Genomic DNA, 20,631 nt, shown 5'->3' with positions numbered 1-20,631 from the left:
TGAAGCGATGCTTCGGTCGCCCTTTCTCATTTGCTACTTCACCACCGCCTCGACCCAGACGGCAATCCTTTGCGCCAGAAAGGTCGTGGTCGACGGCGACAGCGCGTCGCCGGCAATGACGTGATTGTCCGGGTCGCCGGTGTCGTCGACCGGAACCAGTTCATGCGGCGCGCCCCAGCGCCCGGCAATCTCGCGGGTGCGGTCGGGCCGCACGACTTTGTCCGAATCCGAGAAGATGAACAAAGCAGGGATGGCCGCCTTCTCAACCGGCGCGCCATAGGCGAGCTCGGTCAGCGCCTGCATCGGCAAGGTCGCCTCGATCGGGTAGTGGGTGGTCCAGAATTTTTCATGCAGCGCGTTGCGCGGCACGAAGCTGTGTTCCTTGCCAGCGACAAGTTTTGCAATCTGTTTGCCCCACGGCATGGTCAGGATTTCGGCGCCCGAAGCCTTCACGCCAAAATTCGGCGAGATGAACGCGATCGCCGCGACACCGTCCGAAGCGCCCGGCTGCGTCGCGGCCCATACCGCCAGCGAGCCGCCGGTCGAGGTGCAGATGACGATCACCTTGTCGCCGATTGCCCGGCCGATGGCGAGCGCCTCCTCATAGTCGTTGACCCAGGCATTGATGCTGCCTTGCGTCATCGCCGCACCGTCCTGCCCGTGGCCGGTAAGGCGCGTGTAAAAGAGATTGGCGTCGAGCTGGTCGGCCACGTCGTCGGGCAGTGGGCGGACCTCGCCCTTCGATGCGGAAAAGCCGTGGATGTATACGATCGACAGCGGCGTCTTCGCATGCACCATCGGATTGGCCCAGACGATCTCCTTCTCCAGCCCGTCACGGATTCCGGGCACCGCGGCTTCCACCGTTGCCACATAGGCCTGCGGATCGTCGCCGATGATCGAGGGATCGAAACGGATCGTGGTGTCGATAGGAACGCGTGGGCCGAGCACGAAGGCCAGTGCGAGGATGGCGACAAGGCCCAGCACAGCAAGCACGATCCGTCGCCCCATCGCAGACTCCACGCAACACGATTTCAACCTATGGCAGCGGCCATCAACAGGCAAACGGCAGCCCGAAGCGGGAAGCCCGCCAGCTTCGTCAACGGATCTATTCGATTGGCGGCTTGCGGTCATAGTGCAGCGGCCGCGCCTTCCAGCTGGTCGTCAGGCTGATCACCCCTCTGCACAGCGGCCTCGGCAGCAGGCCGAGCAGTTTCAGCGGCCAGCTTGTCCGGCGCGGGAAGGTGACTTCGAAGCCACCGGACTTGATGCCCCGCGCCATGCGACGCGACGCGCGGCTGACCGGCATCAGCCCCGGCATCGGCAGCATGTTCTTCTCGGTCAGCGGGGTGTCGATGAAGCCAGGATTGAACACCTGGATGCGCACGTTCATCTTGTCGAAATCATACTTCAGCGACTCGGCCAGGATGTTGATTGCCGCCTTGGTGCCGCCATAGGCGGCCGTTGTCGGCCAGCCGAAATAGGACGTGACGGAGCCGACCAGCACGACATGGCCGCGTGCCCGTACACGCATGCGTTCGATGACGGGCACCAGGCCGTTGATGATGCCGAAATAGTTGACCTCGAAGGTCCGGCGAAAGTCGTTGACGACAAGATTTTCACCCGGCGTCGAGATGTAGTTTCCAGCATTGAAGATGGCGAGCACGATGGGACCGAGTTCCTTCTCGATCGCGGCGACGGTTCTTGCCATGCGCGGCTCGTCGGTGACGTCGCAGGGAAAGGCCGTGACACTGCCCGGCATCTGCGCGGTCTCGACGACAAGCGTGTCGATCGGATCGTCGTCGAGCGCTGTCACCGCCACGGCATAGCCCTGGGACGCAAGATCCCTGGCCAGCGCTCGGCCGATGCCGCTGCTGCCACCCGTGATCCAGGCGACGCCGTGCTTCGGGTTGGCCCGGTAGAGTGTCATGCTGCGCCCTGTCGACTTGTTGATGCTTTGCTCTAGCGGTGAAGAAATCGAATGAAAAGCTGCTTTTCAACGTCAGCCGGAAATGAACAGTGGCGCAAGAGGTCGGTCTCGGGAAGCGTTGACGCAACTACAGTACCGCAAATGCGACTGGACCAGACAAATTCTTGCCTTGAAACCGAAGCGTCGGGTTTCTAGGGTTTCGGCGCATGCACACAAGGAATCCTGAATGCCCCGTTCTGTGATCGACGCGATCGGCAACACGCCTCTGATCCGCCTCAACAAAGCTTCCGAGCAAACCGGCTGCGAGATCCTGGGCAAGGCCGAATTCATGAATCCGGGCCAGTCGGTCAAGGATCGCGCGGGCCTGTTCATCATCCGCGACGCCGAGCAGCGCGGGCTGCTGAAGCCAGGCGGCGTCATCGTCGAAGGGACGGCCGGCAACACCGGCATCGGGTTGACGCTGGTCGCCAAGGCGCTCGGCTACCGCACCGTCATCGTCATTCCGGACACACAGAGCCAGGAGAAGAAGGACACGATCAAACTGCTCGGCGCCGAGCTGATCGAGGTGCCTGCGGTGCCATACAAGAACCCCAACAATTACGTGAAACTGTCGGGGCGGCTGGCCGAGCAACTGGCAAGGACCGAGCCGAACGGCGCCATCTGGGCCAATCAGTTCGACAATGTCGCCAACCGTGACGGCCATATTCGCACCACGGCGGAAGAAATCTGGAACCAGACAGGCGGCAAGGTCGATGGCTTTGTCTCGGCGGTCGGTTCGGGCGGAACGCTGGCCGGCGTCGCCTTCGGGCTAAAGGCGAAAAGCAAGGATGTGAAGATCGCGCTCGCCGATCCGCTAGGGGCTGCGCTCTACTCCTTCTATACCAGCGGCGAGCTGAAGTCCGAAGGCAGCTCGATCACCGAAGGCATCGGGCAGGGGCGCATCACCGCCAATCTCGAAGGGTTCACGCCGGATTTTTCATTCCAGATCCCCGATGAGGAGGCGCTGCCGATCGTCTTCGACCTGATCCAGGAAGAGGGCCTTTGCGTCGGCGGCTCGACCGGCATCAACATTGCCGGCGCGATCCGTCTGGCAAGGGAATTAGGCCCCGGCCACACCATTGTGACCATTCTCTGCGACTACGGCTCACGCTATCAGTCGAAGCTGTTCAACCCGGAATTCCTGCGCGAGAAGCAGCTGCCGGTGCCGGGTTGGATGGAGATGAAGAGCACGATCTCGGTGCCGTTCGAGAAAGTCGCCTGATGGCGTACAGGACGGATGCCCTGTTTCGTGACGACGCCTATCTGCGCACGGCGGATGCGACGGTTGTTGCCGTCAACGATCGCGGCGGCATCATTCTCGACCGGACGATCTTCTACGCCACGTCAGGTGGTCAGCCGGGCGACACCGGCTATGTCGAGCGCGGCGACGGCGGCCGCATCGCCATCGCCGCCACCATTACGGGCGAGACAAAGGACGAGATCATCCATGTGCCGGCGCCGGAGCAAGCGGTTCCGCAGGTCGGCGAGCGGATGAAACTCGCCATCGACTGGGAGCGGCGGCATCTCTTGATGCGCATGCATGCTGCCTGCCATCTGCTCACCGTCGTCTGCCCATTCCCGATCACGGGTGCTTCGGTTTCAGAAGACGACAGCCGTGTCGATTTCGATGCTCCCGATGCCGGCTTCACCAAGGAGGACGTCACCGCAGGGCTGATGGAGCTGGTGCGGGCCGATCACCTGATCTTTGTCAGGCTGATCAGCGACGAGGAACTGGCCGCGAACCCCGGCCTGGTCAAATCCAAGAATGTGCGGCCACCTGTCGGCACCGGCAAGATCCGCCTGGTCTGCATCGGCGACAACGCTTCGGTGGACAGCCAGCCCTGCGGCGGCACCCATGTCAAAAGCACCGGCGAAGTCGGCGAAATCCACATCGGCAAGATCGAGAAGAAGGGCCGCGAAAACAGGCGCTTCCGCATCCGCTTCGGCCCGATGCCGGCGGTCTAAACAGACAGTGATCGCCAAAAGGCGAGCAGGAGAACAAGAATGGCCCAAGACAGTCCTTTCACCATCGACGCAGACTGGCTGCAGCAGCGTCTCGGCGAGCCGGGCCTGACGATTGTCGACGCGTCCTGGTATCTTCCGGCGCAAAAGCGCGATGCGCGCGGTGAATACGAGGCGGCGCACATTCCGGGCGCACGGTTCCTGGATCAGGATGCTGTTTCTGACCCGGATTCGTCCCTGCCGCATACGTTGCCGTCGCCGCAGCATTTCGCCCAGTATGTGGGCGCCATGGGCGTCTCGGCCGATGACACCATCGTCGTCTATGACGGTCCGGGTTTCTTCTCCGCACCTCGGGCATGGTGGATGTTCCGGGTGATGGGCGTGTTCCAGACCTATATTCTAGACGGCGGCTTCGATAGCTGGAAAGCCGCCGGCCGGCCGGTAACGGCCGAACCGACGAAGATCGCGCCAGGCGTGTTTCATGCCGATTTCGACGCCGGGCGCGTTGCCAGCCTCGCTGACATGCGCAGGATCGTCGACACCAGGGCGAGCCAGATCGCCGATGCCCGTGGGCCGGGCCGCTTTACCGGCACCGAGCCTGAACCGCGCGCGGGTATCCGCTCCGGCCATATGCCTGGCGCGCGCAATCTGCCCTATTCGGCGCTGTCGGAAAATGGCGAGCTGTTGTCGAAGGACCGCCTGCGCAAGGTGATCGAGGACGCCGGCATCGATCTGTCGAAACCCGCCGTCACCTCATGTGGTTCCGGCATTACAGCCGCGGTGGTGACGCTGGCGCTGGAAACGCTTGGCCATACCGACAACAGGCTTTACGACGGCTCATGGACGGAGTGGGGTGGGCTTTCCGACACGCCTGTCGTGACTGGCAAGGAATGAAGACGATGGAAAACGGCGTGCTGGAAGATATCGAAGTCACGGTGACGTTCCTCGAGATGCATGTGCCGCCGGCCTATTCGCCGCCTGTGCCTTACAACCGTCAGGTCGCGCTGCTGAAGACCAAGGATATTCCGCTGCATTTCTATCGGTATCTGATGGACCGGGTGGGGCGCAAATGGCACTGGGTCAATGTGCTGCGGCTGGATGATGACGAGCTTTCCGCCGGCATCCACCGCGAAGACCGCGACATCAGGGTGCTCTATCTCGACGGCGCACCGGCCGGCTTCTTCGATCTCAAGCCGCATCTGCCGGAAGACGTCGAACTCGCCTATTTCGGCATGATGGAACATGCGACCGGGCAAGGCATCGGCCGCTGGTTCCTGGGCTCTGCCATCGCCGCCGCATGGTCGTACGGACCGAAGCGGGTGACGGTGCAGACCTGCACGCTCGATCATCCCGCGGCTTTGCCACTCTACCAGAAGCTTGGTTTTGCACCGGTGGCGCAAAAGAAGGAGACCGTGCATCCGTTGCCGTTCCCCGAACGCTCGGCCAGCGTCATGCGGCCGTGACACCAGCCGGAATCTGACATCAGCTGGAATCTGAACTCGCCGTTCATCGGCGCTTCAGGCTGCCTTTGGCATGTTGCCTGCACCATCAATGCGGCCAAGGCCGAAGGAGACGAAAATATGCTGACCCGCCGTACACTTGCCGCCGCGCTGATCGCGGCCATTGCCATGCCGAGCCTTGCCGCCGCCCAGGCGACCACGCCTTCGGCCGCGACGATCGAGCGGAAGCTTGAGGCAGCACCCCGCGTGAAGTTGCGGCCAAACGAGCGCGTCACCATCCGCGAATTCAAGCGGCGCCCGGATTTGCGCCGCATGGCCCGCTCGATCGATATCCAGTCGATCAACTTCGCCTTCGGTTCGGCGGCCATTTCCAACTCGCAATACGACAAGATCGAAAACATCGCCGATGCGCTGCGGCGCATCCTGCGCCGCGATCCCGGCGCCCGCGTGCTGATCGAGGGCCATACCGACGCCGTCGGCTCTTTCCAGTCGAACCAGGCCCTGTCCGAACAGCGCGCCGCTTCGCTCAAACGCACGCTGGTGCGCGAATTCGGTGTGCCCGGCTATGCACTGGAAACCGTTGGTTACGGTGAGGAGTTCCTGCTGGTGCAGACGCAGAACGAGAATTGGCAGAATCGCCGGGTGACGTTGCGCCGCTTCGACGATTTCATACGCTGATCTCACGAAGGACGACATGCATTGTTTAGCTGGCTAATCATGATTGAAGGGACAACTGATGTGAACAGATCTGGTCCGGGACCGATCGCAGAAAGTCGATCGGTCCTTCGACATTTGGCGGGAATCGGGTGGGAAGCGTGGATCTGAGGGCATAATTTCCGGTCAACGACACCGGAGATTTTACCATGACAATCCAGTTCAAGGCCTTGCCGACCGAAGATGTCAGAGCTCTGCAGCGCGGCGGCTCCGACGCTTATGGCCAGACGCCCGAGCGCAAAATTTCCGACGGTGACGGCATGCCTTGCCGGCACTGCCTGAGAAACATCGCCGCCGGTGACGCTTACCTCATTCTGGCCTACCGGCCATTCCCGCAGCTTCAGCCCTATGCCGAGACCGGGCCGATCTTCCTGCATGCCGAAGAATGCGACCGTGCCTCCGGGAGCGAAGCACTTCCCGAGATACTTGAAAGCCCCGACTACATCGTGCGCGGCTATGGCAGCGATGATCGTATCGTCTATGGCAGTGGCGGTGTCATCCCAACCGGAGACATCACCGCGCGGGCCGCCACCTTGTTGGAACGGGACGATATCGCCTACGTCCATGTCCGCTCGGCGCGCAACAATTGCTACCAGTGCCGCATCGAGCGCGCATGAGGCGCCGGGATTGCCGACGGGAGACGCTGTCGTACTCCCGTCGCACAATCGCGATAGAAAGCGATTGTCGATCGATTTGCCGACCGCGGATGAACCGGCGGCAAATCTCGATATCGAGGAAGCGGGGCTTTGGCTCCGCTTTTTTGTTGCCCGCGTTTTTCGCAAGGATTGTCCGCGCAAAGAAAAAACCCGCCGGCGAGGCCGACGGGCTGCAACTGTTTGGCTGGAGGGCCTTTTAGTTGAACTTGTACTTCGCGCCGAGACGCACGGTCTGGAAGGACGGGGTGTCTTCGAGGAAACCACCCGAGCCGAAGTCTTCCTTCTGATACTGCGAATAGCGGTACTCGAGACCGACGGTCATATTGCTGGAAACGGCTGTTTCCAGGCCTCCACCGATCGAGAAGCCGCTGGAGCCCCAGTCGTAGATGTCGGCGCTGCCGCCACCCGGTGCTTCTGCATGCAGATCAAAATGCTGCCAGCTGTAACCGCCGAGCACATAGGCCAGGGTTGATTCGTTGACCTTGGCACCAATTCGAGCGAGGGCATCGAAGCCATAGTCGGCGTCGCCCTTGATTGAGCCACCGCCGAGATCGAGCTTGGACTGGATGCCAGAATAACGGGCGTCCAACTGAACGCCTGCGACCCAGCTGCCGAAATCATGATCATAACCGACGCTGGCCTCGCCGAACACGCCTTCGCCGCCGATGCCGTCCAACTCAACGGCACCTAGGAGCGTCAGGTCATGCACCATCGTGCCGGCACCGAGCGCACCTCCAACATAGAACCCGCTCCAGTTGTAGGCTGGGGTAGCAAAAGAAGTGCCGCCACCATTCTGCGCGCCGAAGCGATAGTTGGCAGCAATATGGAAGGTGTGGGTGGACGGCTCGACGTTCAGAGAGGCGCCGCCAAGATCGAGGACCGACTTGTCGCCGTAGTCTGCATAGCGATATTCGGTCTTCAGCGTCCAGTTGCCACGCAGCACGGTTTCCATGCCAACGCCGAGAACATAGCCACTGCGGTCCTGCGAAAATTCCAAGCCGTCCGCTGCGCCCGACCCATCAAGCTTGAAATGCTGCCAGGTATAGCCACCGAGCACATAGCCCAGCGTATTCTGATTGAGCAGGTAGCCGGCGCGCAGGCCAACATCGAAGCCATAGGAGTTTGTCAGATCGACATCGCCACCTGCAATGCTCAACGAGGGACCGATATTGCTCAAACTCGCGTCGATGAAACCGCCGAGCAGGAAACGCTCCGAAACCATGTAGTCGTAGCCTGCGGTCAATTCACCAAACACGCCATTTCCACCAAGGCCATTGAAGCCCAGGCCCGGCACGCTGAACTTATGCACACTGGTGCCAAAGCCGCCGCCAATGCCGACGTAGGCTCCGCTCCAGTTGAAGCCGCTCGCTTCGACTGGCTGCACGACGTCGGCCGCGTGAGCGGCAGATATCAAAGCTACGAGTGACACAGCGGAAAAAAGAAAAGACTTCGCAGAAACGCGAATGAACATAGCCCAAACCCCTAATTAATAAGCCCGGAATCTTCCTAGCAAGGAGTCGGCTGATTTAGGTATGGCAAAAATGCAACAATGTTAGGCAAAGTGCCGTAACGGCACATGTTTTTGATTCCGAATTGCCTGAAAAACAGGCGCCGATATCCTTGATTTCTCAAAGGAAAAACCCGCCGGCGTAAACCGGCGGGCTGACAGGAGAAAGTTTTCCTAGGTGAGATTTCAGGCCGCGAGAACGGCTTTCGGCTCGGCCAGTTCGTAGCCGAGCGCTTCGGCGACTGCCCGGTTGGTGATCTTGCCCTTGTGGACGTTGAGGCCGTTGCGCAAATGGTGATCGTCGACCAGCGCCTTCAGGCCCTTGTCGGCAAGCTGCAGGCCGTAGTGAAGCGTCGCGTTATTGAGCGCATGGGCCGACGTGACCGGCACGGCGCCCGGCATATTGGCGACGCAATAGTGGATGACGCCATCGACCTCGTAGGTCGGATCGGCATGGGTGGTGGCATGCGAGGTCTCGAAGCAGCCGCCCTGGTCGATGGCGACGTCGACCAGGACCGAGCCTTTCTTCATGCCCGACAGCATTTCGCGCGAAACCAGCTTGGGTGCCGCAGCGCCCGGGATCAGCACGGCGCCGACGACGATGTCGGCCGAAAAGCACTCTTCTTCCAGCGCTTCGACAGTCGAGTAGCGGGTATGGACGCGACCGGTGAAGAGGTCGTCGAGCTGGCGCAATCTCGGGATCGAACGATCGATGATGGTGACATCGGCTCCAAGCCCGACCGCCATCCTGGCAGCATGCAGGCCGACGACGCCGCCGCCGAGCACGGTGACCTTGCCGGGCAGCACGCCGGGCACGCCGCCGAGCAGCACGCCGCGGCCGCCATTGGCCTTCTGCAGCGCCGTGGCTCCGGCCTGGATCGACAGACGTCCGGCGACTTCCGACATCGGCGCTAGCAGCGGCAGGCCGCCACGATCGTCGGTCACGGTCTCGTAGGCGATTGCCGTCACGCCGGACGCAAGCAGGCCCTTGGTCTGTTCCGGATCCGGGGCAAGATGAAGATAGGTGTACAGGATCTGGCCTTCGCGCAGCTGCGCCCATTCGTTGGGCTGCGGCTCCTTGACCTTGACGATCATGTCCGACTTGGCGAACACGTCGGCGGCCGTCTTGGCAATCGTGGCGCCGGCGGCGCGGTAGGCGTTGTCATCGGCGCCGATGCCGGCCCCGGCGCCGGTCTCGACCAGCACTTCGTGGCCGTGGGCGACATATTCGCGGACCGAGCCGGGGGTGAGGCCGACGCGATATTCGTGGTTCTTGATTTCCTTGGGGCAGCCGACGCGCATTTTCTTCTCCTGATCCGGCCCTTTTGGGCTCGTTCCCTGTATGGATGGAGTGAACCACGAATCGGTGTGCAGGTGTTTGCGAATGCGCTTGCGCGGATGGGCGCGTTTCGATAATTGTTGCGAAAAATAGCAGGATATTCGCAGGATTCACGAAAAATGCCGCTCGACAGGATTGATATCGCCATTCTCGAGACTCTGCAGAAGGATGGCAGGATACCCAATGCAGCACTTGCCGAGAAGGTTGGCCTGTCGCAGTCGGCCTGTTCGCGCCGGCTCGACAATCTGGAGAAATCCGGAACCATCCGCGGCTACCACGCCCGGCTTTCCAATGCAGCACTTGGCCACCAGATGACGGCGATCGTGCACATATCGCTGTCGGGACAGTTCGAGAAGACGCTGTCGGATTTCGAGGCGGCGATCAAGCGCTGCCCGAACGTGCTGTCGTGCCATCTGATGTCGGGCGAATACGACTACATCCTGCGCATCGCGGCAAAGGATCTCGTCGACTATGAGCGCATCCACAAGGAATGGCTGTCGGCGATGCCGCATGTGACCAAGATCAATTCGTCCTTTGCCTTGCGCGAAATCGTCGACCGGACCGCCATGGGCATGAAGCCGGAAATGGCCTAGGTCACCGTTACGATCCGATCCATCGGGATATCGTGCGGTTGCGGATAGATGGTCGCGATACGCTGCAGCTCATAGCCGACGCCGATGACCAGCGGCTTGAATGGCATGGCGGCCAGTGTGCGGTCGAAGAAGCCGCCACCATAGCCCAGGCGATAGTTTGACGGATCGATGCCGACGATCGGCGAGATGACGATGTCGGGCAGCACCGGATCGCCCTCGGCGGGGATCGGGATGTTCCAGATGCCTTTTTCCAGCCGATCTCCGGATTTGTAGGTACGGAAGATCAGCGGTTGCCCTTTCTCCACGACAATAGGCAGCGCTGTGCGGCCACCGCGTTCATTGATGGACGCCATCCATGGCCGTAGATCCGGCTCGCCGCGAAACGGCCAGTAAAGGCTGACCATGCGGCCGGCGATCTCGCCGATGATCGCGTCGAGGCCTTCGGCGATGCGTTGCGACATGACGGTTCGCGCGTCGGCCGAAACGGCAAGACGCGCGGCGATCAGGCGTTCGCGCTCGGCCTTGCGCCAGCGCCTAACATCGGTCCAGTCGCTTAGAGGCGCACGGAATTCCGGATCGAGTTCATGCATGAAACAGGGCGGCGAAGAATATTGCGCCGGAGCCTCATCGTCATGATCGTCGGCCATGCCTCACCTCATCGCGTGTTCGATGACGCTATACCTCGCGATACGATACAACATGTGCATTCACGACATGGAACGACGAGTCTCAGGCACCGGCGGTCTGTTGCTGCGTTGCACAAAAGTGCCTACATCTGGGGCAGGCAATATTGCCCGTCAGGGGTGAATTGAGATGAACCAGGCCAGCCTTCGTATCGTCGTTGTCGGCGCGGGTTTCGGTGGTCTCGAATTCACGCGAGCGCTTGGTGGCGCACCGGTGCGCATCACCATGATCGACAAGCGCAACCATCACCTTTTCCAGCCACTGCTCTACCAGGTGGCGACCACGGCGCTGGCGACGTCCGAGATCGCTTGGCCGGTCCGCCACCTCCTGCGCAAGCGCAAGGATGTGACGACGCTGCTTGCCAATGTTGTCGGCATCGATCGTGCCGGCAAAAAAGTCCTGCTCGATGACGGTAGCGCGGTCGCTTACGACACGCTGCTGCTCGCCACCGGTGCCCGCCACGCCTATTTCGGCCATGACGAATGGGAGTCTTTCGCGCCCGGCCTGAAGACGCTGGAGGACGCCACCACGGTTCGGCGGCGCATTCTTTTGGCCTTCGAGCAGGCCGAGCGAGAAACCGATCCCGCCAAACGCCAGGCGCTGCTGACCATTGCAATCGTCGGCGGCGGGCCGACCGGCGTTGAGCTGGCCGGCACCATCGTCGAGCTCGCGCACGACACGCTGCACGGCGAGTTTCGCAACATCGACACGCGGCAAACGCGCGTGGTGCTGATCGAAGCCGGTGACCGCATCCTTGCCAATTTCGCACCGAAACTTTCCGACTATGCCGGCAAGGCGCTCGAGCGGCTGGGCGTAACGATCGAACTCGGCCGGGCTGTTACGCGTTGCGACGCCGAGGGCGTCGTCTTCGGCGACAAGCAATTGGCGGCGAAGACGATCCTGTGGGCGGCGGGCGTTGCCGCTTCACCAGCCGCCGAATGGCTCGGCGCGGCCGCGGACCGGGCGGGCAGGGTGCTGGTCGAGCCTGATCTGAGCGTGCCTGGCAGCCCGGAGATTTTCGTCATCGGCGATGCCGCTCATGTCCTGCGGCCTGACGGGCGGCCCGTTCCCGGCGTAGCACCAGCCGCCAAGCAGCAGGGCCGGCATGTTGCCACCACCTTGAAGGCGCGGCTTGCCGGCGACACCGGCGCGCGGCCGTTCCGCTACCGGCATGACGGCGATCTCGCCACGATCGGCAAGCGCGCCGCGGTGATCGATTTCGGCTGGATCAAGCTGACCGGCTGGGCGGCCTGGTGGCTGTGGGGGATTGCTCACATCTATTTCCTGATCGGCTTTCGCAACCGGCTTGCGGTTTCGTTGAGCTGGCTATGGATCTACGCGACGGGCCAGCGCAGCGCGCGGCTGATCACCCAGGGCGACGACGACAAGGGCTGATCTTCTCCGGCTGCGTATGTTCATCCGCGCGTCATCTGTTGCTGATCGACTGATGTTTGGCGCGCGCAACTTCTTGAATGGACTTGGATGAGTTTCAGAGCGAAATTCGCTTTGGGGCAGGGCCTGTTACGTCGTCGAAGGAGAAAACATGTCGCAACTGCTCCATCCCGTATCCCGCCGCGATCTCCTTGCGGGCGCCGCCGCAGGGGCACTGATCATGCTGCATCCGTTCTCAGCCCGCGCTCAAGGTAACCAGGCGCATCTCCGGATCATGGAAACCACCGACATCCATGTGAACGTGCTGCCTTACGATTATTACGCCGACAAAGCGAACGACACGATGGGGCTGTCGCGTACGGCTTCCCTGATCGACGCCGTACGCAAGGAAGCCGTGAATTCCATGCTGATCGACAATGGCGACCTGCTGCAGGGCAATCCGATGGGCGACTACATCGCCTATGAGAAGGGCCTGAAGGACGGCGACCTGCATCCGATCATGAAAGGCATGAACCTGCTCGGCTACGAGTGCTCGACGCTCGGCAACCACGAATTCAACTACGGCCTGTCATTCCTGGACAAGGTGCTGGCCGGCGCTAATTTCCCCTTCGTCTGCGCCAATCTGATCCGCGGCACCGAGCTGGCCGCGAACCCGCGCGACGACAAACTCTACCTCAAGCCCTATGTCATCCTCGACAAGAAGATCAAGGACGGTTCGGGCGCCGAGTTGCCGATCAGGATCGGCATCATCGGCTTCGTGCCGCCGCAGATCATGGTCTGGGATCTCAAGAACCTCGAAGGCAGCGTCAAGACGCGTGACATGGTCGAGGCGGCCAAGGCCTGGGTGCCGCAGATGAAGGAAGAGGGCGCCGACATCGTCATCGCGCTCTCGCATTCCGGCATCGACGTGAAGCAGGGCGACATGATGGAGAACGCTTCGTTCTTTGTCGCCGGTGTCGATGGCATCGATGCGGTGTTCACCGGTCACCAGCATCTGGTGTTCCCCGGCAAGAAGGACTTCCAGTCGCTTGAAGGTGTCGACACGCAGAAAGGCACGCTGCAGGGCAAACCCGCCGTCATGGGTGGATTCTGGGGCTCGCATATGGGGCTGATCGACCTGATGCTGGAACGCGACGGGTCGAAATGGAAGGTCGTTTCAGCCACTTCCGAGGCGCGGCCGATCTTCGAGCGCGTCGACAACAAGAACAAGCCGACTGTCCCCGACGACAAGCGCATCATCGCGGCACTCGAGCAGGACCACCAGGCGACATTGGCGTATGTGCGGCGTCCCGTCGGCAAGACCTCCGCGCCGCTCTATTCCTATTTCGCGCTGGTCGCCGACGATCCGTCGGTGCAGGTCGTTAGCCAGGCGCAGACCTGGTACCTCAGGGATATCCTGAAGAACACGCAATGGAAGGATGTGCCGCTGCTGTCGGCGGCCGCTCCGTTCAAGGCCGGCGGGCGCAACGGCGCCGACTATTATACCGACGTGCCGGCAGGCGATATCGCTATCAAGAACGTTGCCGACCTCTACCTCTATCCCAACACCGTGCGTGCGGTCGAAATCACCGGTGCGCAGGTCAAGGAATGGCTGGAAATGTCGGCCGGCATCTTCAACCGGATCGAGCCAGGGAAGGCCGATCAGGCCCTGATCAACACCGACTTCCCATCCTACAATTTCGACGTCATCGACGGCGTCACCTACAGGATAGATCTGTCGCAGCCGCCGAAATACGATGCCAAGGGCGGGCTGGCGAACGCCGGCGCCAACCGTATCGTCGACCTGAGTTTCGATGGAAAACCAATTGATCCCAAACAAAAATTCGTCGTTGCGACCAACAATTACCGGGCCGGCGGCGGCGGCAATTTCCCCGACATCAATGCCTCGAAGATCATCTACGAAGCGCCGGACACCAATCGCGACGTCATCGTTCGCTACATCGTCAGCGAGGGCACGATCAACCCGTCGGCGGACGGCAACTGGTCGTTCGCACCATTGCCTGGAAGCAGCGCCGTGTTCGAAACCGGCGCCAGGGCGAAGGATTTCATTGCCGAGGTGAAGTTGCTGAAGATCGAGCCGGCGGGTGAGGGCGAAGCAGGATTCGCGAAATACCGCATCCTGCTTTGAAGGGTGGTTCGGGTCGGCTCGAATCCAGGCCCTATGGCGTGGATTCAGCCGGCGGCGCGAACCGCTCCTTGATGTCAGGCATGATGAGATCCAGCGCATCCGTGGAAATGCCGCCGGAATAGCCATTCGGCAGCTGCTTGATCAGTTCGGGATCGTCGAGCCCTTGCGAAAAGTCGCCGCCGGAATAAGGGCCGAGCAGGTAGACGCGGCTATCGACGCCTTGCATGCGATCGAGAAACCGGTTCGGCCAACCCCACATCCATTTCGCGATGTTGACGGGGATGAGCAAGGTGCCTTTGCGACAGGCATCTGGAACGTAGCCACTCCAGCCAAGCGCGGCATAGCGCAGGATGCATTGCGTCAGCGACGCGCGGCTTAGCGTATGCATGTCCGGTAGCGCGGCCTTGACCGCCGCAACCGGCTTGTCGCCGCCATAGACCGACAGATAGAAGCGTTCGGCAGGCGACAGCGTGGCGAGCCGTGCGGCCAGCTTTTCGCCTTCGCCCGGGTCGTTGCTCTTGACGTTGATGTTGAAGCGGTGGGCCGGGAAATGCGACAGAACCTCATCCAGCGATGGCATCATGCCGATACCCTTGCCGCGAAAGGGAAAGCTCTTGCCGCCATCCGCGGTGTAGCCATAGCCGACATCGAGCGTCTTCAACTCGGCCATGGAATGGTTGCGTGTTTCTCCCTTGCCTTCCGTGCGACAATCCAGCGTCCAGTCGTGGAAGACGGCGAACTTGCCGTCCGTCGTCGGGTGGACATCCAGTTCAAGCGCGTCAGCGCCCAGCGCGAAGGCGGCCTCCATCGAGGCAATCGTGTTTTCGAGGTAGGCATGGCGCGGCGGCAACATGCGACTGGCCGTACAGGTCTCTCCTGTCATGCCTGCGCGCAAATAGTCCTGGGCAAGGCCGCGATGGGCCAGCACCTCCGGGCTGCCGGCGGGGCGGCTCGACAACAGCGAGGTGTTGTTGACCCAGATGCCCGCCGCAGCGACAACAATGACGCCGAAGAAGATCGTCCGTTTGCGCATCAGGTGATTTCCGATTCGTCCGTCTGCGCGGTATCCTGCTTCGCGATCGGACTTTTTGACGGCGACCGCGCGGCTATGTCGAGATCATGCTCGACATAGGCTGGTCAGCGGCAATGAAATCGAAGAGTCGTCGACCTACGCCTTGTAGACGACCTGGCGCACGTCGATGTAGCTGGCGCGGAATCCGGCCTCGCAATAGTGCAGGTAGAACTCCCAGAGCTTCTTGAAGCGGTCGTCGAAACCGAGCGGGACGATCTTCTCCCATGACGCCCAGAACCGGTGGCGCCATTCGGCGAGCGTACGCGCGTAATCGTCCGGAAACACGCGCTCGCGCAGATGGGCAAGGCCGTGATCCTTGCCGAGTGCTTTCAGGATCGACGGCGTCGGCAGCATGCCGCCCGGGAAAACGTAGCGCTGGATGAAATCGGGCCTTGCGCGATACGTGTCGTAGGCGGCTTCGTTGATGGTGATGATCTGCAGGCCGGCGGTGCCGCCGGGCCTCAGGCAGGCCTTCATCTTGCCGAAAAACACAGGCCAGTATTTCTCGCCGACCGCCTCGAACATCTCGATCGAGGCGATGCGGTCATAGGTGCCGGTTTCGTCGCGATAGTCCTGCAGCTTGATGTCGACCTTGTCGGCAAGCCCGGCCTTGGCGATACGCGCCTTGGCGAAGTCGTGCTGCTCGCGGCTGATCGTCAGCCCGGTCACCCGGCAGCCGATCTCGCGTGCTGCGAATTCGGCGAAGCCGCCCCAGCCGCAGCCGATTTCCAGCACGTGGTCCTTCGGACCGATCCCTGTATCCTTCGCCAACGCACGATATTTGGCGGCCTGGGCGCTTTCCAGGTCGTTGGCACCTGTCGTGTAGAGCGCCGAGGAATAGGTCATGCTCGGATCGAGCCATTCCTTGTAGAAGGCGTTGCCGAGGTCGTAATGCGCCGAGATGTTGCGCTTCGAGCCGGTGCGCGTGTTCTGGTTGAACCAGTGGCGAATGCGCTGGACGGTATTGATCAGCCAGCTGGTGCCGCCCGCGATACGCTCGCCGACGACCGAATTGACCACGAACAGCTCCAGGAAGCTGGTCACGTCGGGGCTGTCCCAATCGCCGTCCATGTAGGATTCGGCAACGCCGATCGTGCCGCCAGAAAAGGCGCGGCCGGGCAAGCGCCAGTTCTTGAGCACCAGTTCGGCGTCCGGGCCGGGTCCCTTGCCGCCGACGAGGACGGCGCGCCCGTCCGGCATCCTGACCTTGAGCGACCCGCGTGGCAGGTTCATCGCCGCTGACAGCACCATGCGGGCCTTGGCCGGCAGGCCCTTGACGATCTCGGCAAAATTGAATTCGTCCAGCCTGACCGCGTCGCTCAATGCTGCGCCAAAATGTTCCTTGTGTGCCATCTCACGCCCCTGGATTTCCGCGGTGTCGGCGCAAATTGCCGGGCCGCGGTTCTCTTGGATCATTCGCCGGGTTCGAACGCCTTTGCCTCATCACGGGTGCTGACCGGCTGAGTGAAGGGCGGGCTCGAACGAAAAGCGCGCGCTCCTTTTCCCTGAGCTTCAGCACTTCCCAGTGAATCCCTGCGACAATCTTCCACGTCATGAGGGGGGACTTCAAGAGGCAGGCTGCAAACGGGGCTGTGCCAAGCGGGGTCGCTCTCGCTGGCGTGGATCTGCCTTTTACACAGCAAGGGCCGAACGCGCCAAAAACGCCTATGGCTGCTCCCTTGCTTGTGCGATAGATTTAGCCATGCGTTATGTAGTCGTCATTGCCGCCATCACGTTTTTCCTGATCTGGGACGGCCTATACAATCAGGGCCGGTATCTGGACTCCACGGTGAGGGGTGTCTCGCACGTCGTGCGATCCGTCACCGGCTAGCGTCCATTCGAACGACTGGCAGCCGCGACATCCTTGTCGATTGACGCCACCGTCCTGCCGTCACAAAAGACCCCAGCATTTTGATCGAGGAGGCGGGGTTGATCCGACATATCGTTTTCTTCAGCGCGCGGCGTAAAGAGGATGTCGAGGCCGTGCGCACCGGTCTGTTGGCGCTCGGCAACATCCCCCATTCCAGCCTTTTCGAGGTCACCTTGAACACCAAGGTCGATCCGCTGTCGGACGAGGTCGACGTGGTCGTCTATGCGGAGTTCGCCGATGACGTCGCGCTGGCCGCCTACAAGGCGCACCCGCTCTACGCGCAGACCACCAGCAAGGTCAAACCAATGCGCGAACTGCGTTATTCCGCCGATGTCGTGGCCAGCGGCTGATCGAGGACTGCCCCAGCTGATGTCTTTTTTTTCGGCTTCGGTGAACTGGCGGGGCGAACTGGCCGGGATTGCGATCATGTCTTGAACCTGTTTGCGGAATGATGCACATCGCGCCTGCATGACCCTAACCACAGAAGCCGGCGCTCATCCGCTCGATCATCTGGTGCTGCCGACGCAGAGCCTTGAGGTGGCGCGAGCCCGGCTCGCCGCGCTTGGCTTCGTCGTTGCCCCGACCGGCATCCATCCCTTCGGAACCGAAAACTGCTGTGTGTTCCTCGCCGATGGCGCCTATCTGGAGCCGCTGGCGATCGGTGATGAACGGGCCGCGACGCAGGCCATTGCAGAGAGCAATGTGTTCGTCACGCGCGACCGCATCTATCGCGAGAGCAACGGCGATGAGGGCTTTTCGGCGATGGTCCTTGCAACCGGCAACGTCGACGCCGACCATGCGCGCTACCTCGAAGCAGGCATCTCGGCGGGCGACATGCTGAGCTTCTCGCGCGCCTTCACGGACACGGCGGGCAAAAGCGACATCGCATCGTTCAAGCTCGCCTTCGCGGCCGGAGCCGAAGCCACGGACGCCTTCCTGTTTGCCTGCGAGCGGGTCAACGCGCCTGATGTGGACCGCACGGCTTTGCAGGCCCACGCCAACGGCGCCACCGGAATTGTCGAGATCGTTGCGGTCAGCGATGCGCCTGGAGTACAGCGTCGGCTGATTTCCGTGGCGGTGGACGCTCCGACCGCCAATGGGCATGGCGGCACGTTTCACTTGCCGAATGCAGATTTGACCGTGCTTGACCGCGCGTCTTTCACCGCGCGCTTTGGCCTGCCGGCTGGCGCGCCGACGGACCTTCGCTTCGCCGCTGTGGTCTTTTCGGTCCGGTGCGCCGATGTCACATCGAGGCTGCTTGCAGCCAATTCCATCCAACACGATATAGCGGGCAATGATATTGTCGTGCAGCCTGCGCCTGGACAGGGCGCGGCTTTCATTTTCCGGGAGATCCCATGAGCAAGCCGCAAGCGCCCAATTCGTCGGTAACCGTCGGCAATGTCGTCTTCGACAACAATGCGGCGCTGTCGCTGATCGCCGGCCCTTGCCAGTTTGAATCGCGCCAGCATGCCTTCGACATGGCCGGCGCGCTGAAGGAACTGACCGGCAAGCTCGGCATAGGCCTCGTCTACAAGACCAGCTACGACAAGGCTAACCGCACCTCACTGTCCGCGACCCGGGGTGCCGGCATGGACGCAGCCCTTCCCGTCTTCGACGAACTGCGCAAGGAATTTTCACTCCCCGTGCTGACCGATGTCCACACCGAGGAGCAGTGCGCCATCGTCGCGCCGCATGTGGACGTCCTGCAGATTCCGGCTTTCCTGTCGCGCCAGACCGACATGCTGGTCGCCGCCGCCAAAACCGGCAAGGTGATCAACGTGAAGAAGGGACAATTCCTCGCCCCTTGGGACATGAAGAACGTCGTCGCCAAGATTACCGGCTCCGGCAACGCCAATGTGCTGACCACCGAGCGCGGCGCGTCCTTTGGCTACAACACACTGGTGTCCGACATGCGTGCTCTGCCCATCATGGCCGAGATCGGCGCGCCGGTGATCTTCGACGCCACGCACTCGGTGCAGCAGCCGGGCGGGCAGGGCGGATCCTCGGGTGGTGAACGCCGCTTTGTCGAGACGCTGGCCCGCGCGGCTGTCGCTGTCGGCGTTGCCGGCGTGTTCATCGAGACCCACCAGGATCCGGATAATTCGACCTCTTCCGACGGCCCGAACATGCTGCCGTTGAAGGACATGCCGGCCCTGCTCGAGCGGCTGATGGCATTCGACCGCATCGCCAAGGGCCTCTGAAACGTCCGAGGATACTTCCGGCATCGCATCAGTTGTTCTGGCCCGACCGCCTCATGTCGATCGCGAACACCGCATAATAGTCGACGCCCGGCATCGGCGCCGTGACCGTCAGGATCCAGCGGACATTACCGTGCTGGCGCTCGTAGACCGGCGGTCCGTTGGATGGCAGCGCGTCCGCCGGGATTGCGAACGCAAAGGGGATGCCCGCGCTCGACTGCACCGAACCACGCGGGACGACGAGCTTTTCCTGGTATTTGAGTTCTTCCTTGTAGGTCGATTTGTCCTCCGCGATGGTGTTCACAATTGGTCCGCCGACGCGGTAGGTGCGAATGCAACGAAGTAGGACGGTGTAGTCGCCGCTGGGGCTGAGGTCGCGGCTGGAGCGAACCAGGCCCTCGAAGTGTCCGCCGGGTCTTGCCGGGCCGGCCTGCAGTGTCGTCGCACCGAATTTGCGCACGCGCAGCGTGTCGCGGATCGCCTTTGGCAACGCGTAGAGCCCGATCACCGCGAACACGACCGGTACGAAGACGAGCGGATTGAATTCGCGGTCGGTCACATCGAAGTTGAGCGGCAGCTCGAAATACCAGGGGATCAGGATGGCGATCAGCACCATGGCGCCGGCAAAGAAGTAGCCGCTGGACGCGTTGGCGGCATTGGCGTCGACCACCGGCGGCTGCGCCGCTGCTGGCTGCTGACTGCGCCTTCGGGCCATTGCCGCCTCCCCAAACGACTGGACGCCCCTTCAATGCCACGCCGGGCGGCGGCATGACAATGGTCCCAGGGGCGCCAGCGCTTGTGATCGGCATAAGCCGGCTGTACGCTTGCCCGGCAAATGAGCGTTTTGGCAGGAGGAAGCCATGTCTGTTGCCCGCGTCACCGAAATCACATCATCGTCGAAGAAGAGCTTTCAGGACGCCATCGAAAAGGGAATTGCGCGCGCTTCGAAAACCCTGAAGAACGTCGAAGGCGCCTGGATCCAGGATCAGAAGATCGTTGTCGAAGACGGCAAGATTGCTGCCTATCGCGTCAACATGAAGGTCACCTTCATCCTCGCGGAGTGAACCGATCGTCGCCGAAAAAAGTCGGG

At 61.8% G+C, this 20,631-nt stretch carries 22 protein-coding genes; 14 read left to right on the top strand and 8 right to left on the bottom strand.

Annotated elements, in window-relative coordinates; genetic code table 11:
• Nucleotides 1-33 precede the first annotated feature (33 nt).
• Together EJ076_RS21320 and EJ076_RS21315 are read right to left on the bottom strand one after the other, a co-directional pair.
• Nucleotides 34-1,008, bottom strand: coding sequence for an alpha/beta fold hydrolase (locus tag EJ076_RS21320; RefSeq protein WP_126069191.1), 975 nt, complete (start codon nt 1,006-1,008; stop codon nt 34-36).
• Nucleotides 1,009-1,105: 97 nt separating this feature from the next.
• A complete protein-coding gene (locus tag EJ076_RS21315) occupies nt 1,106-1,927 on the bottom strand; it encodes an SDR family oxidoreductase (protein ID WP_109672296.1) in 822 nt (273 codons plus the stop codon).
• Nucleotides 1,928-2,153: 226 nt separating this feature from the next.
• Between EJ076_RS21315 and EJ076_RS21310 the strand changes: the two genes are divergently transcribed.
• The 6 genes from EJ076_RS21310 (at nt 2,154) to EJ076_RS21285 (ending at nt 6,719) form a co-directional block, all read left to right on the top strand.
• Nucleotides 2,154-3,188: a cysteine synthase A gene (locus EJ076_RS21310; RefSeq protein ID WP_126069190.1), complete on the top strand. Its 1,035-nt coding sequence runs from the start codon at nt 2,154-2,156 to the stop codon at nt 3,186-3,188.
• Nucleotides 3,188-3,931: an alanyl-tRNA editing protein gene (locus EJ076_RS21305; RefSeq protein ID WP_126069189.1), complete on the top strand. Its 744-nt coding sequence runs from the start codon at nt 3,188-3,190 to the stop codon at nt 3,929-3,931. Before EJ076_RS21310 ends, EJ076_RS21305 begins: the two co-directional genes overlap by 1 nt.
• 39 nt (nt 3,932-3,970) lie before the next feature.
• A complete protein-coding gene (gene sseA / locus EJ076_RS21300) occupies nt 3,971-4,822 on the top strand; it encodes a 3-mercaptopyruvate sulfurtransferase (protein WP_126069188.1) in 852 nt (283 codons plus the stop codon).
• 5 nt (nt 4,823-4,827) lie between these two features.
• The gene (locus EJ076_RS21295) at nt 4,828-5,391 is read left to right on the top strand and encodes a GNAT family N-acetyltransferase (protein WP_126071108.1); all 564 of its coding nucleotides are present in this window, start codon (nt 4,828-4,830) and stop codon (nt 5,389-5,391) included.
• Between the two features lie 117 nt (nt 5,392-5,508).
• Nucleotides 5,509-6,066 (top strand): OmpA family protein, encoded by a 558-nt coding sequence (locus EJ076_RS21290; RefSeq protein ID WP_126069187.1) that lies wholly within the window; start codon nt 5,509-5,511, stop codon nt 6,064-6,066.
• Between the two features lie 185 nt (nt 6,067-6,251).
• Nucleotides 6,252-6,719 carry a DUF1203 domain-containing protein gene (locus tag EJ076_RS21285; RefSeq protein ID WP_126069186.1) on the top strand — a complete coding sequence of 156 codons (468 nt, stop codon included), beginning with the start codon at nt 6,252-6,254 and terminating at the stop codon, nt 6,717-6,719.
• Nucleotides 6,720-6,954: 235 nt separating this feature from the next.
• On the opposite strand, the gene EJ076_RS21280 is transcribed toward EJ076_RS21285, so the two are convergent.
• Nucleotides 6,955-8,229 carry an outer membrane beta-barrel protein gene (locus EJ076_RS21280; protein ID WP_164548696.1) on the bottom strand — a complete coding sequence of 425 codons (1,275 nt, stop codon included), beginning with the start codon at nt 8,227-8,229 and terminating at the stop codon, nt 6,955-6,957.
• A 222-nt stretch (nt 8,230-8,451) separates the two neighbouring features.
• On the bottom strand, nt 8,452-9,567 hold the full coding sequence (gene ald, locus EJ076_RS21275; protein WP_126069185.1) for an alanine dehydrogenase: 1,116 nt from the start codon (nt 9,565-9,567) through the stop codon (nt 8,452-8,454).
• Between the two features lie 156 nt (nt 9,568-9,723).
• Here ald and EJ076_RS21270 point away from each other — a divergent pair, with 156 nt between their 5' ends.
• A complete protein-coding gene (locus EJ076_RS21270; RefSeq protein ID WP_010909317.1) occupies nt 9,724-10,197 on the top strand; it encodes an Lrp/AsnC family transcriptional regulator in 474 nt (157 codons plus the stop codon).
• Here EJ076_RS21270 and EJ076_RS21265 read toward each other — a convergent pair.
• Complete coding sequence (locus EJ076_RS21265) at nt 10,194-10,844, bottom strand: 5-formyltetrahydrofolate cyclo-ligase (protein WP_109672316.1); 651 nt, start codon at nt 10,842-10,844, stop codon at nt 10,194-10,196. The genes EJ076_RS21270 and EJ076_RS21265 overlap by 4 nt on opposite strands.
• A gap of 166 nt (nt 10,845-11,010) precedes the next feature.
• Here EJ076_RS21265 and EJ076_RS21260 point away from each other — a divergent pair, with 166 nt between their 5' ends.
• Both EJ076_RS21260 and EJ076_RS21255 read left to right on the top strand, forming a co-directional pair.
• Nucleotides 11,011-12,276, top strand: a complete 1,266-nt coding sequence (locus EJ076_RS21260) for an NAD(P)/FAD-dependent oxidoreductase (RefSeq protein WP_126069184.1) — start codon at nt 11,011-11,013, stop codon at nt 12,274-12,276.
• Between the two features lie 148 nt (nt 12,277-12,424).
• Nucleotides 12,425-14,401, top strand: coding sequence for a bifunctional 2',3'-cyclic-nucleotide 2'-phosphodiesterase/3'-nucleotidase (locus EJ076_RS21255; protein WP_126069183.1), 1,977 nt, complete (start codon nt 12,425-12,427; stop codon nt 14,399-14,401).
• A gap of 31 nt (nt 14,402-14,432) precedes the next feature.
• Here the strand turns inward: EJ076_RS21255 and EJ076_RS21250 are convergent, their stop codons facing one another.
• Nucleotides 14,433-15,434 carry a glycerophosphodiester phosphodiesterase family protein gene (locus EJ076_RS21250; RefSeq protein WP_126069182.1) on the bottom strand — a complete coding sequence of 334 codons (1,002 nt, stop codon included), beginning with the start codon at nt 15,432-15,434 and terminating at the stop codon, nt 14,433-14,435.
• Nucleotides 15,435-15,569: 135 nt separating this feature from the next.
• Nucleotides 15,570-16,826, bottom strand: a complete 1,257-nt coding sequence (locus tag EJ076_RS21245; protein WP_109672360.1) for a cyclopropane-fatty-acyl-phospholipid synthase family protein — start codon at nt 16,824-16,826, stop codon at nt 15,570-15,572.
• Between the two features lie 349 nt (nt 16,827-17,175).
• Between EJ076_RS21245 and EJ076_RS36055 the strand changes: the two genes are divergently transcribed.
• From EJ076_RS36055 to kdsA, 4 genes are all read left to right on the top strand, one after another.
• Nucleotides 17,176-17,304 carry a hypothetical protein gene (locus tag EJ076_RS36055; protein WP_281036067.1) on the top strand — a complete coding sequence of 43 codons (129 nt, stop codon included), beginning with the start codon at nt 17,176-17,178 and terminating at the stop codon, nt 17,302-17,304.
• A gap of 98 nt (nt 17,305-17,402) precedes the next feature.
• A complete protein-coding gene (locus tag EJ076_RS21240) occupies nt 17,403-17,693 on the top strand; it encodes a Dabb family protein (protein ID WP_126069181.1) in 291 nt (96 codons plus the stop codon).
• Nucleotides 17,694-17,811: 118 nt separating this feature from the next.
• Nucleotides 17,812-18,702, top strand: coding sequence for a VOC family protein (locus EJ076_RS21235; protein ID WP_126069180.1), 891 nt, complete (start codon nt 17,812-17,814; stop codon nt 18,700-18,702).
• A complete protein-coding gene (gene kdsA, locus EJ076_RS21230) occupies nt 18,699-19,544 on the top strand; it encodes a 3-deoxy-8-phosphooctulonate synthase (protein WP_109672330.1) in 846 nt (281 codons plus the stop codon). The genes EJ076_RS21235 and kdsA overlap by 4 nt, the downstream gene beginning before the upstream one ends.
• Nucleotides 19,545-19,572: 28 nt before the next feature.
• Here the strand turns inward: kdsA and EJ076_RS21225 are convergent, their stop codons facing one another.
• Entirely contained in the window at nt 19,573-20,256 is a 684-nt protein-coding gene (locus EJ076_RS21225) for a hypothetical protein (protein ID WP_126069179.1), read from the bottom strand.
• A gap of 145 nt (nt 20,257-20,401) precedes the next feature.
• Here EJ076_RS21225 and EJ076_RS21220 point away from each other — a divergent pair, with 145 nt between their 5' ends.
• On the top strand, nt 20,402-20,605 hold the full coding sequence (locus tag EJ076_RS21220) for a dodecin family protein (protein WP_027045027.1): 204 nt from the start codon (nt 20,402-20,404) through the stop codon (nt 20,603-20,605).
• The last annotated feature ends 26 nt before the right edge of the window (nt 20,606-20,631 follow it).

Origin of the sequence: Mesorhizobium sp. M7D.F.Ca.US.005.01.1.1, assembly GCF_003952545.1 — a bacterium.
GTDB classification, from domain to species: Bacteria; Pseudomonadota; Alphaproteobacteria; order Rhizobiales; family Rhizobiaceae; genus Mesorhizobium; species Mesorhizobium loti.
This window is presented reverse-complemented; position numbering and strand designations above follow the sequence as displayed.